Consider the following 11,636-nt stretch of genomic DNA (forward strand, 5'->3'; position numbering starts at 1 on the left):
AATGCGGGGGTTTGCGTTTTAAACCGCCCGCACAAAAACCTCGCGACACCCGGTTTTGGGGCGGTATATCGCCCATCACGGGCGCACACCACAACCGGTCGGGGGTGCGCCGGAAGCAAATCCGGGTTAACATTGAGGGGTTAAGTGAATGACCGGTCGTACCCCTTTCAAGACCCCGAGGCTGCACCTCATCATGAATCAACCATGAGCACTAACCATGTGCGTTGAGCATGTGTGCAGGCGGCGTCTCGGTAAGAATTTCCCGTGTAAGAATTTCCCGCGGCCGGCTTTCGACGCCCGCCCGTCACCGCCTCCACCATTGAGGCGCTGGCTGGTACACCCCCGTTACGGGGAGAAACACACCCCGAGCAGGGGTAGAAAGATACGGTCCAGTGACTGAAACGAACACGCAGGAAACCACTCAGACTGCAAAGTCCTTCGCCGACTTCGGCGTTCGCCAGGATATTAGCGACGCCCTCGCGGCGGTTGGCATTACCTCCCCCTTCCCCATCCAGGAGCTGACTCTTCCCGTGGCTCTGTCTGGCCAGGACATCATTGGTCAGGCAAAGACCGGTACCGGTAAGACCCTCGGCTTCGGTCTGCCCACCATTCAGCGTGTGGTCGGCCGCGACGATGAGGGTTGGGCTGATTTGGAGCACCCCGGCGCACCTCAGGCGCTGATTCTGGTTCCGACCCGTGAGCTTGCTATTCAGGTGGGCGAGGACCTGGCGATTGCTGCGAAGCTGCGCAACGCCCGCGTCGCCACCCTGTACGGTGGTGTGCCGATTGAGCCTCAGGCTGAGCTGCTGCGCCGCGGCCTGGAGGTTGCGGTGGGTACCCCCGGCCGCATTATCGACCTGTACCAGCAGGGCTTCCTGAACCTGAAGCAGGTTAAGATCGTGGTCCTCGATGAGGCTGACGAGATGCTGGATCTGGGTTTCCAGCCGTCGGTTGAGAAGATCCTCAGCTACCTGCCGGAGGACCGCCAGAGCATGCTGTTCTCCGCAACCATGCCCGGCCCGGTCATTGCGATGGCACGCCAGTACATGACCAAGCCCATGCGCATTAGCGCCGCTGACCCCGAGGACGCCTCGAAGACTAAGGCTTCGATCCGCCAGGTCGTCTACCGTGCACACCACCTGGACAAGGACGAGATGATTGGCCGCATTCTGCGCGCTACCGGCCGCGGCCGCACCGTCATCTTCACCAAGACCAAGCGTGACGCTGCCCGCGTGGCGGAGGAGCTGGTGAACCGTGGCTTCGCTGCCGCTCCCCTGCACGGTGACCTGAACCAGGTTGCGCGTGAGCAGGCGCTAAAGGCGTTCCGCACCGGCAAGGTCGACATTCTGGTCGCGACCGACGTGGCGGCTCGCGGTATTGACGTTGAAGACGTGACCCACGTGATTAACCACCGCGTGCCCGAGGATGAGAAGACTTACCTGCACCGTACCGGCCGTACCGGTCGTGCGGGCAATGAGGGTACCGCTGTGACCCTGGTTGACTGGGATGACCTGCCGCGTTGGAAGGTCATTAACGATGCCCTGGAGCTGGGCGTTCCGGAGCCGGTTGAGACCTACTCTTCCTCTGAGCACCTGTTCTACGACCTGAACATTCCGGCTGGCACTAAGGGCCGCCTGCCGCGCGAGGAGCGTGTGGCTGAGGGCATGGGCGATGAGTTCTTTGAGAGCGCCCGTGACTCGCGTGATGGCCGTCCGGCTCGTTCTCACGGTGGCCGTTCTGGCGGTCGTGACGGTGAGAAGGGTTCGCGCCGTTCCCGCGGCGGTCGTGACGGTGGCCGTGAGGGTCGTTCCGGTGAGGGCCGCGGCGAGCGCCGTAGCCGCTCCGAGGGCCGCAAGCGTTCTGAGCGTTCCGAGCGTTCTTCCGAGCGTAACGAGCAGGGCGCATCCGAGCGTACCGAACGCTCTTCTGAGCGTTCTGAGCGTGCGCCTCGTCAGCGTCGCCGTACCCGCCGTGTTGAGGGTCAGCCCGTGGAGGGTGAGGGCCGCCGCCGTACCCGCCGCCGCTCTGAAGGCTCGCGTTCTGAAGGCTCGCGTGCTGAGGGCTCTCGTTCTGAGGGTTCTCGCGGTAAGGGCCGTGGCGCTGACCGTGCTGGTTCTGAAGGCTAGGGCCGGGGTTGGGTATTTCAGCATCCCCGGCGCCCGCCGCGCCCTCCCCTGCCGCTGAGTCGCCCCGCACGGATTCGACGGTTTTCGATCCGCAGGGCCCGTCGCTGCTGGTGCAGGCAGATAACCTGGAGTATCTGCGTGAGCTGCCCGACGGTGCGTTCACCGTGATTTACATTGACCCGCCGTTCAATACGGGCAAGAAGCAGACGCGCCGCACGTTGAGCGCGGAGGCTTCTGAGAAGGGTGACCGCACCGGTTTTAAGGGCAAGAGCTATTCGAGCACCCTGCAGACTCTGGCGAGCTATAACGACTCGTTCGAGGATTATTGGGCGTTCCTAGCGCCGCGTATTGAGCAGGCGCATCGTCTGCTGGCGCAGGACGGTACCCTGTACCTGCACCTGGATTGGCGTGAGGTTCATTATGTGAAGATTATGTGCGACATGATTTTTGGTCGTGAGAACTTCATTAATGAGCTGATTTGGGCTTATGACTACGGTGCGAAGTCTACGCGCCGCTGGCCGACGAAGCACGACAATATTTTGGTGTACGCGAAGGATCACCGCAGCTATTACTTCAATACTGCGGAGGTTGATCGTGAACCGTATATGGCTCCCGGTTTGGTGACTGAGGAGAAGGCTTCTCGCGGTAAGCTCCCTACTGATGTGTGGTGGCATACTATTGTGTCGCCTACGGGTAAGGAGAAGACGGGGTATCCCACGCAGAAGCCTACGGGTTTGTTGCGTCGTATGATTGCGGCGAGTTCCCGCCCGGGTGATTGGGTGTTGGATTTCTTCGCTGGTTCTGGTTCTACGGGTGCGGCGGCGGCTCAGCTGGGTCGTAAGTTCGTGTGTGTGGATCAGAATCCGCCGGCTATTGAGGTGATGGCTAAGCGTCTGGGCGTGGATCCGGTGTCGTTCGCTGAGTATCGCGGTGTTCCGCGTGGGGCGAGTGTGTTGTTCACGCCGAAGCGTACGGTGGGTGTTCGTGGCGGCACGAGTCGTGATGCGTTGACGGCGGCGAGCCGTCATGCGTTGAAGGCTGTGTTGGATACGTTGACGGAGACTACGCAGCCGGTTGAGGGTGCGTCCTGCCGGTTTGTGCGTCACTGGTCGATGGATGCGGTGGATAAGAAGATGCGTATTGATGGTCGTGATGAGTTGCGTCGTCAGCGTCAGCATCAGGCGCGGGCTAAGGCTCGTGCGGCGCGTGCGGTTGCTCAGATGGATGCGGCGGCTGCGGGTGCGGTGTTGCAGCATCATGCCTCGCGTGAGAGCGTCTAGGCTGTCTTGTCTGCGCGTTCGTGAGAGCACGTGTTAAGAGTGTGGGGCGGGTTCCTTGATGAGGAACCCGCCCCGCACTCTTTCGTCTTACTACTGGTCTTACTACTGGGCTGCCAGCTGCTCGCGGATGCGAGCCACCGTCACCGCATCCGTCGTGTTCTCACCCAGCAGGTTCGGCTTGCCCGCACCGTGATAATCGCTCGACCCCGTCACCAGCACCTCACGGCCCGCCGCACGCTGACGCTCAATGAACTCCAGCAGACGCGCGCGGTCCTCCGGAGAGTTCTCGCGGTGATACACCTCCACACCCGCCAGGCCAGCATCCACCATCAAACCCAGATACTCCAGGCTCAACGCGGGTCCACGCATCGTACTCATCGGATGCGCAATCACCGGCACGCCCCCAGCCTCACGCACCAGACGCACCGCCTCCAACGGGTCCAGCGCATCCTGCGGCACATAGTAGGGGCTGCCCGTGTACAGCAGCTTCGCGAAAGCCTCAGAACGATCAGCAACCACACCGGCAGCAACCAGCGCATCAGCAATATGGGGGCGGCCCACCGCCGTGTTCCCCTCCCCCACCTGCGCCAACACGTCATCCCAGGTCAGCGGGTAGTCAGCGGCAAGACGGCCCACAATAGCCTGCGCACGGCCCTCACGGCTGGCACGAATCGCCTCCACACGGCACGCCAACTCCGAACCCACCGAATCAAAACCATAAGCGAGCAGATGAATAGTCTTCGTGCGTGCGCGGCCCTCACCGTCGGTGTACCGGTAACGGCAAGAGAACTCGGCACCCGGCAGAAAATCCAGACCGTGCTCATCCGCCAGCTGAGCCGCCTGCGCCCAACCAGCCGTCGTATCGTGATCAGTCAGCGCAAACCCAGCCAACCCGGCGCGAGCAATCAGCGGCACCAGCTCGGTCAGGCTCTGCGTGCCGTCAGAGATAGCGGAGTGAATATGCAGATCGTAGCGCCCGGCACGGTTCAGGTTTTCAGGCGCGCCCGATTCAGCGGGCTGCGGTACCTGCTTCGCATTAGGTGCGCTATTTCGGTGTTCTGTCTGCGTCATATTCTCTCCTTCCCCGCCCCTGCTAGTTCGTCGCCACCTCAGCGGGGTTTTAAGGCATGTCATCTACTACTCTTCTGATTCAACCCTACCAATATCGGCGGCGCAATATCAGGTACCCGGTCGCAGGTCAAAGATATATTCTGCTCCACCGCGCCCTCTCTTATGGTCAAAAGCGCTAAAACACCTGCCCACCTGTGGTGAAGGCGATATGATTAACCCATGACTGAGAACAACGAGAAGAGCACCGAAGCTCAGAAGACTGACCACCGCAGCACCCCTAAGGCGTCTGCGTTCACCGAATTCATTGCCGCAAACTGGGCACCTGCCGAAGATGACGGCTACACCCGCGAGCCCGTAGCAGACTACGCAGCTGAGCGCCGCGCCAAGATCTCCAAGGCATTCCCCGGCGAGCGCCTCGTCCTGCCCGCAGGCCCGCTGAAGGTCCGCTCCAACGACTGCGACTACCGCTTCCGCCCCCACTCGGCGTTTGCGCACCAGACCGGTCTGGGCATCGACCACGAGCCTGACGCCGTGCTGATCTTCGAGCCCGTCGAAGAGGGTACCGGCGACAACGGCTCCAACCACGAGGTCACCCTGTACTTCCGCCCGCTGGCTGGCCGCGACACCACCGAGTTCTACGCGGATGCACGCTACGGCGAGTTCTGGGTTGGCCCCCGCCCCACCCTGAAGGAATTCTCCGAGCGCTTCGGTCTGCGTACCCGCGACCTGTCCGAGCTTGAGGTTGCTATCACCAAGAACGCCGGTAACCAGGGCCTGGGCGGCGTGAACATCCGCCTGGTCCGCAACGTTGACCCGGCTGTTGACGCGCTGGTTGACACCTCCCGCTACAACACCGGCGTGGAGCTGGAGCAGGCTGACAAGCTGGACTCCGAGCTGGCTGTGGCTCTCTCCGAGGCTCGCCTGATTAAGGACGCTATCGAGGTTGAGAACCTGCAGCGTTCCGTTGACATGACCGTCAAGGGCTTCGAAGAGGTCATTCGTGCACTGCCGAAGGCTAAGGAGCACCACCGCGGCGAGCGCGTCGTTGAGACCGCGTTCTTCTCCGTGGCACGTACCGACGGTAACGACCTGGGCTACGACACCATCGCGGCCTGCGGTAACAACGCAACCATCCTGCACTGGATCCGTAACAACGGCACCGTCGATGACGGCAAGCTGCTGCTGCTGGACGCAGGCGTTGAGGACGACACCCTGTACACCGCAGACGTGACCCGCACCTTCCCCGTGAACGGTAAGTTCACCGAGGTTCAGGCGAAGGTCTACAACGCTGTGCTGGATGCCGCTGACGCCGCATTCGCTGTGGCTAAGCCGGGCCGTAAGTTCCACGAACTTCACGACGCCGCGATGGAGGTTCTGGCTCACCGTCTGGAAGAGTGGGGCCTGCTACCGGTTTCTGCCGAGGTTTCCCTCACCATTGAGGGCGGTCAGCACCGCCGCTGGATGCCGCACGGCACCAGCCACCACCTGGGCCTGGACGTGCACGACTGCGCGCAGGCGAAGGCTGAACTGTACATGTGGGCTGAGCTGGAGCCGGGCATGGTCTTCACCATTGAGCCGGCACTGTACTTCAAGGAAGAGGACATGTCTATCCCCGAGGAGTACCGCGGTATCGGTATTCGCCTTGAGGACGACGTGCTCTGCACCGAGGACGGCAACGTGAACCTCTCCGCTGCGCTGCCGCGCACCGTTGAGGGCATTGAGGAGTGGATGGCGAAGCTGGCGAAGTAACGTCTAGCTCCCAGTTACGTTAGTAACGTTTTATAGGGAAAGCCCCTCACCGATTCGTTCGGTGAGGGGCTTTTCGCGTATCTTCTATGCCTGTTTCCCGCCGTTGTGCCTTACGGCTATTCGGAGTCCTTCGAGGACTTATCCTGCAGGCCCTGCGGGCGCGGAGTCGGACGTTGCGGCTTGGGCTGAATCAGCTTCGCGTATTCTTCCGGGTCGTCCACGCGCAGACCGTACCGCTGAGCCGGACGCTTCTGCGTATCTGACTTCTGAGCGGTCACCTGGCCAGTACTTGCCTGTTCTGCAGGCTGAGTGGACTGTGCAGCCTGTGCGGGCATGTTCTGCGCCGCGCTCTGAGACACCGCATTCTGCGCGGTAGTGTCACGCTCGGGCAGGGTCTGGTTCGGTGCCGGCTGGCTACCCGCCTGCGCACGGTACGAAGGAGCCTTCGGCGCACCGGTCGGAACCGGTGCACCATTCATCGAGACGGTGCTCTGAGCCGCACGAGCCTGCGAAGCCTCCGGGGCAGCCGCCGCACGAGCAGCCGCAACCGCCGCCGAAAAGCGAGGATGCGCACCCAGCACGCGGCGCGCATCCTGAGCGTACTCCGGCAGAGCGTACATCACGGTACGCGAGGGAATTGATTCGGCACGCATCGGATGGCGGCTCCCATGAGAGCGACGCAAAACGAACATCTGCCAGAGCACAAACATAGCCATCGACAGCAGCACATACTTTATTACCTCAAACGCAGAGGAGTCATTAGTCGAGGCTATAACCAGCAGTGCAAAAAACGCACCGAATCCTGCCCCTCGAAGCGCTGCAAAAGTCAAGATACGGCCATACGGCAACGGTACCGGGTACTCCACCTGGCGGATACCGTCATTGACCAGGTACAGCGCCGTGACCGGGTAATCCTGCTCGCTGAGCACGTCAAAGGCGGCGAGCGCATCATCGTGACGCACGAAGGAGGCGATCGCCTCACCGGCGGGCAGGGGCTTGCCTTGAGCCTGCGCCAGGCGCGAGGCAACGAAAGAAGAAGTCGGGGTCGAGGGAATATTCGGCAGGTTAGAAGTCATGGCTTCTATTCTACCGCCCGCCCCAACCCTGGACCCGGTGGGCAGTTAGCTCCTCTATAGGCGTAGCGAACACCCGTTCAATTTCGGCTTCTCAAAGTGCGAATCCCCGCGGCGGAGCGTACCCTAGAGAGGTGAGCAATTCGAAGTTCAGCACCCCCAGCAAGATTTACATTGCCCGCCTTTTGGGCCTCGACGTTTTTGACCCCTTCGGTGACCGCCTCGGCCGTCTCCGAGACGTCGTCGTGCTCAAACGCGGCCTGGGCGCATCCATTGCGGGCGCCCGCCCCGCCAAGGGCAGCGAACCCATTGTTGTCGGCATCATCGTTGAGGTGCTCGGCAAGAAACGCGTGTTCATGCCCATGACCCGAGTGCGTAGCATCGACGCCTCCCAGATTATTTCAACCGGCCTGGTGAACCTGCGCCGCTTCGAACAGCGCAACTCTGAGACTCTCATCGTCGGTGAGCTCTTCGACCGCCGCGTGCGTCTGCTCGACGGCAGCGGCGACGCCGTCATTGAGGACGTCGCCATTGAGCAGCGCCGCAACGGCGACTGGGGCGTGACCGAACTGTTCGTTTCCCGCGTCAGCTCCTCCTCCAGCACGTGGCGCCGCCGCTCCAAGGAGACCCTCATCGTCGACTGGGACGAGGCTCTGCTCTCCACCGACGTGGAGCCGCAGGCGGCAACCGCGTTCGTGGCGAACCATGAGAACTCCAAGCCCGCCGACCTTGCGGACGCTATCCACGAGATGAGCGATAAGCGCATGGTCGAAATCGCCGCCGAGCTGCAGGATGAACGCCTCGCGGACGTTCTGCAGGAGCTGCCCGCCGAGGACCAGGTGCAGATTCTCTCGCACCTGGACGACGAGCGTGCCGCGCAGGTCCTCGAAGAGATGGAACCGGACGACGCCGCCGACCTGCTCATCGAACTGGACGACACCCAGCGTGAAAAGCTGCTCGAGCTCATGGAACCCGACGAAGCAGACGACGTGCGTCGACTGCTCGAATATGACGAGGGTACCGCTGGTTCGCTCATGAACCCGGTGCCGATCATCCTCTCCCCGGAGGCGACCGTTGCGGAGGCGCTTGCGCACATCCGTGCCGAGGAGATCCCTCCGGCGATGGCGGCTGCCGTCATGGTGACCCGCCCGCCTCTGGAAACGCCGACCGGCAAGTACTTGGGTCTGGTGCACATGCAGAAGCTGCTGCGTGTGCCGCCGAGTGAGCCGATTGGTCACATCCTCGATACCGACACTGAGCCTGTCTCTGACCAGGCAAGTTTGGAAGAGCTAGCACGCGTGCTGGCGACCTATGACCTGACCATCGTTCCCATTGTGAACGAATCGCACCGCCTGGTAGGCGCAGTGACCATCGACGACGTGCTCGATGCGCTCCTGCCCGAAGACTGGCGCACTTACGATGATGGAACTCCCGTACGAAAGGTAGGACGACGCTTTGCCTGAATCGAACCGCCGCGACGCAAACCGTACCGAAGAGAACCCCCGCATCGATAAGGCGCGCATCCTCAAGGACCGCCTGGAGAAGAAGTACGCTGAACGCAACCGCGAGCGCGGCGACTCCCGCCCGCAGCGTAGCGACTCTCAGCTGAGCACCCCCGGAACCCGCAAGCCGAAGCTGTTCTCGAGCCCCAACCCGGACGCTTTCGGCCGCATGACTGAGGGTTTTGCACGCTACATGGGTACCCCGCAGTTCCTGATGTGGATGACCATTTTCTGTGGCGTGTGGCTTGTCTGGAACTCCCTGGCGCCGGAGGAGATGCAGTTCGACCCGCGTAGCCTGAACTTCACCCTGCTGACCCTGATGCTGTCCCTGCAGGCTTCTTACGCTGCTCCCCTGCTGCTGTTGGCGCAGAACCGTCAGGATGACCGCGACCGCGTGGTGGCCTCTGAGGACCGTAAGCGTGACCAGCAGAACCTGGAGGAGACCCAGTACCTGACCCGCGAGATTGCTTCGCTGCGTATTGCTCTGCGTGAGGTTGCGACCCGTGACTTTGTCCGTAGCGAGCTGCGCGACATTCTTGAGGAACTGCAGAACATTGCGCAGGAGCAGGAGCGTCACGCCGAGCAGCTGCAGGACATCAGTGAGGACATTGAGGACCTGGAGGAGGCTATCGACGATATCGATATCTCCGAGGGCGAGGAAAAGGACGCTGAGGAGCAGGGCTCCGAGAAGAACTCCGAGAAGAACCCTGAGCAGAAGGAATCTGCGGGTGCCGAGACCGGTACCGAGAAGTCTTCTGACAAGGCTGAACGCTCTGCGAAGGATTCTGTGAAGGACTCCACGCAGGATTCCCGTCACGGCGATTTGAGCCAGCCTCAGAGCCGCGAATCTCAGCAGGCGCAGCAGCAAGCAGAGCGTACCCGTGAGGGAGGCGCCCGTGACCGCTGATAACCCGCTGCAGGATGCCCTATACGCGGCGCTCGCCCGCGTTGAAGACCCCGAATTGCGCCGCCCCATTACGGAGCTGGGCATGGTTGAGACGGCGCTCGTGCATCCTGAACTGGATGAGCACGGTGAGCCGATTCCCGGCCGCCACTGGGCTGAGGTCACGGTGCTGCTCACCATTGAGGGCTGCCCGCTGAAGAACACCATCGAGCAGCAGGTTCGTGACGCCGCCGCTACCGTTGAGGGTATTGAGCGCGTGCAGCTGCAGGTGGGTGCGATGAACCCGCAGCAGCGTTCCGCCCTGCGTTCCATGCTCAAGCCGGAGCGTTCTAACCCGTTTACCGCGCCCGGTTCGCTGACCCGCGTGTTCGGCGTGGTCTCCGGTAAGGGTGGCGTGGGTAAGTCCTCCATGACCGCGAACCTTGCCGCCGCGTTCGCCTCGCGCGGGCTTGCGGTGGGCATTATTGACGCGGATGTGCACGGCTTCTCCATCCCGGGTCTGCTGGGTATTACCGACGCCCCGACCCGCCTGGATGACCTGATTCTTCCGCCGACCGTGGATGTGCCCGCCCCCGCCCAGCGTTGGGGTGAGCAGAAGGTCAGCGGCGGCTTTATTCGCGTGATTTCTATCGGCATGTTCCTCAAGGGCAACGAGCCGGTGGCGTGGCGCGGCCCCATGCTGCACCGTGCCCTGGAGCAGTTCATCATGGACGTGCACTTCGGCGCCCTGGATGTGTTGCTACTCGATTTGCCGCCCGGCACCGGCGATATTGCCATCTCCATGGCTCAGCTGCTGCCGAATGCGGAGCTGGTGCTCATTTCCACCCCGCAGCACGCCGCGGTGGATGTGGCGGAGCGTGCCGGTACCCTGAGCTTGCAGACCGGTCAGAAGGTCGTGGGCGTGGTGGAGAACATGGCTGCCATGACCCTGCCGGACGGTACCGTGCTCGACATGTTCGGTTCTGGCGGCGGTCAGGTGCTCGCTGAGCGTCTTTCGGAGGCGCTCTCCTACCCGGTACCGCTGCTCGGTTCCGTCCCGCTGGATGTGAACCTGCGTACCGGCGGCGACGAGGGCACCCCGGTGGTCTGGAGCCACCCGGACTCCCCCACCGCCGAAGAGATTCAGTCCATCGCCTCGCAGTTGCTGCAGTCGGGCGAGTCGCGGGCGGGTCAGAGCCTGCCGCTCTTTGTCTAAAGATTGAGCATCTAGAAGCTGACGGCAAAAGCTGAGAACAGAAAGAACCCCGCACCATCACGGTGCGGGGTTCTTTCGTTTCAAAATCTTAGGTGGCGTCCACGTCGAAGGGGGCGTATGCGCCTCGCGGAAGAGCACGGCTCTCCGACTTTTCCTTCTCCTTCAGCAGCGCCTCTTCACGTTCCCTCGCCTCACGCTCACGCTCGGCGTCATCCTCAGCGAACGCCTGCTTCACAATCACGCGCGGATCGTACTGGCGGGGATCGTACTGGCGCCAGTTAATATCTTCCAGACCCGTCTCGCCCAGGGCTTCCTTGAAGTCGTCCTTCGCGTCAAACGCCATGCGGCGCACAGTCTTGACGAATTCACGGATCTGTCGGGCGTATTCGGGCATGCGTTCGGGGCCAATCACCACAAACGTGATGATGGCCAAAATAATCAACTCGGTGCCACTAATACCAAACACAGAATATAGATTATCAGTTCCGAGCCAGCACCGCCGAACCCGCGGCGCTTTCTGGACGTGTCTTTAAGCTCTGGACAAGCAGAAGGCGTACGCTACAGCACCGCGGAGGGGCATTGCGCCCACGGCTAAGAACACCACATCAGCGGTTTACGGCGGATAATCTCCACCGCCGGGTTAAAACGCTGCGGCTCCAACCGCAGGCATGCCCGCCTCCCGAACGCAAAAGACCGCCGGCAGCACACCGGCGGTCTCCAGTCACGATATTCGGTT

At 62.1% G+C, this 11,636-nt stretch carries 9 protein-coding genes; 6 read left to right on the plus strand and 3 right to left on the minus strand.

The features are described from left to right. The first annotated feature begins 392 nt into the window (after positions 1 to 392). Positions 393 to 2,126 (plus strand): DEAD/DEAH box helicase, encoded by a 1,734-nt coding sequence (locus HMPREF2749_RS05215; RefSeq protein ID WP_070593640.1) that lies wholly within the window; start codon positions 393 to 395, stop codon positions 2,124 to 2,126. Between the two features lie 8 nt (positions 2,127 to 2,134). Then, on the plus strand, positions 2,135 to 3,406 hold the full coding sequence (locus HMPREF2749_RS05220; protein ID WP_070593643.1) for a DNA-methyltransferase: 1,272 nt from the start codon (positions 2,135 to 2,137) through the stop codon (positions 3,404 to 3,406). 102 nt (positions 3,407 to 3,508) lie between these two features. Here HMPREF2749_RS05220 and HMPREF2749_RS05225 read toward each other — a convergent pair whose 3' ends face one another. Continuing rightward, complete coding sequence (locus HMPREF2749_RS05225; protein WP_070593644.1) at positions 3,509 to 4,477, minus strand: PHP domain-containing protein; 969 nt, start codon at positions 4,475 to 4,477, stop codon at positions 3,509 to 3,511. 219 nt (positions 4,478 to 4,696) lie between these two features. Between HMPREF2749_RS05225 and HMPREF2749_RS05230 the strand changes: the two genes are divergently transcribed. Next, positions 4,697 to 6,226 (plus strand): aminopeptidase P family protein, encoded by a 1,530-nt coding sequence (locus HMPREF2749_RS05230; RefSeq protein WP_070593646.1) that lies wholly within the window; start codon positions 4,697 to 4,699, stop codon positions 6,224 to 6,226. A gap of 116 nt (positions 6,227 to 6,342) precedes the next feature. Here the strand turns inward: HMPREF2749_RS05230 and HMPREF2749_RS05235 are convergent, their stop codons facing one another. Continuing rightward, positions 6,343 to 7,302 (minus strand): hypothetical protein, encoded by a 960-nt coding sequence (locus HMPREF2749_RS05235; RefSeq protein WP_012903160.1) that lies wholly within the window; start codon positions 7,300 to 7,302, stop codon positions 6,343 to 6,345. 131 nt (positions 7,303 to 7,433) lie between these two features. Here HMPREF2749_RS05235 and HMPREF2749_RS05240 point away from each other — a divergent pair, with 131 nt between their 5' ends. From HMPREF2749_RS05240 to HMPREF2749_RS05250, 3 genes are read left to right on the plus strand one after another with little or no spacing between them, the layout of a single operon-like run. Next, positions 7,434 to 8,762: a magnesium transporter MgtE N-terminal domain-containing protein gene (locus tag HMPREF2749_RS05240; protein WP_012903159.1), complete on the plus strand. Its 1,329-nt coding sequence runs from the start codon at positions 7,434 to 7,436 to the stop codon at positions 8,760 to 8,762. Beyond that, complete coding sequence (locus HMPREF2749_RS05245; protein ID WP_070593647.1) at positions 8,755 to 9,708, plus strand: DUF1003 domain-containing protein; 954 nt, start codon at positions 8,755 to 8,757, stop codon at positions 9,706 to 9,708. The genes HMPREF2749_RS05240 and HMPREF2749_RS05245 overlap by 8 nt, the downstream gene beginning before the upstream one ends. Next, complete coding sequence (locus HMPREF2749_RS05250) at positions 9,698 to 10,900, plus strand: P-loop NTPase (RefSeq protein WP_049359064.1); 1,203 nt, start codon at positions 9,698 to 9,700, stop codon at positions 10,898 to 10,900. Before HMPREF2749_RS05245 ends, HMPREF2749_RS05250 begins: the two co-directional genes overlap by 11 nt. An 88-nt stretch (positions 10,901 to 10,988) precedes the next feature. Here the strand turns inward: HMPREF2749_RS05250 and HMPREF2749_RS05255 are convergent, their stop codons facing one another. After that, positions 10,989 to 11,366: a twin-arginine translocase TatA/TatE family subunit gene (locus tag HMPREF2749_RS05255; RefSeq protein ID WP_012903155.1), complete on the minus strand. Its 378-nt coding sequence runs from the start codon at positions 11,364 to 11,366 to the stop codon at positions 10,989 to 10,991. Positions 11,367 to 11,636: the final 270 nt, after the last annotated feature.

The organism is Rothia sp. HMSC075F09 (assembly GCF_001810515.1).
GTDB lineage: Bacteria > Actinomycetota > Actinomycetes > Actinomycetales > Micrococcaceae > Rothia.

What these genes read in the sequence shown, in the direction of transcription:
- HMPREF2749_RS05225 (WP_070593644.1), bottom strand. Translation starts at nt 4,477, where the DNA reads ATGACGCAGACAGAACACCGAAATAGCGCACCTAATGCGAAGCAGGTA.
- HMPREF2749_RS05230 (WP_070593646.1), top strand. Translation starts at nt 4,697, where the DNA reads ATGACTGAGAACAACGAGAAGAGCACCGAAGCTCAGAAGACTGACCAC.
- HMPREF2749_RS05235 (WP_012903160.1), bottom strand. Translation starts at nt 7,302, where the DNA reads ATGACTTCTAACCTGCCGAATATTCCCTCGACCCCGACTTCTTCTTTC.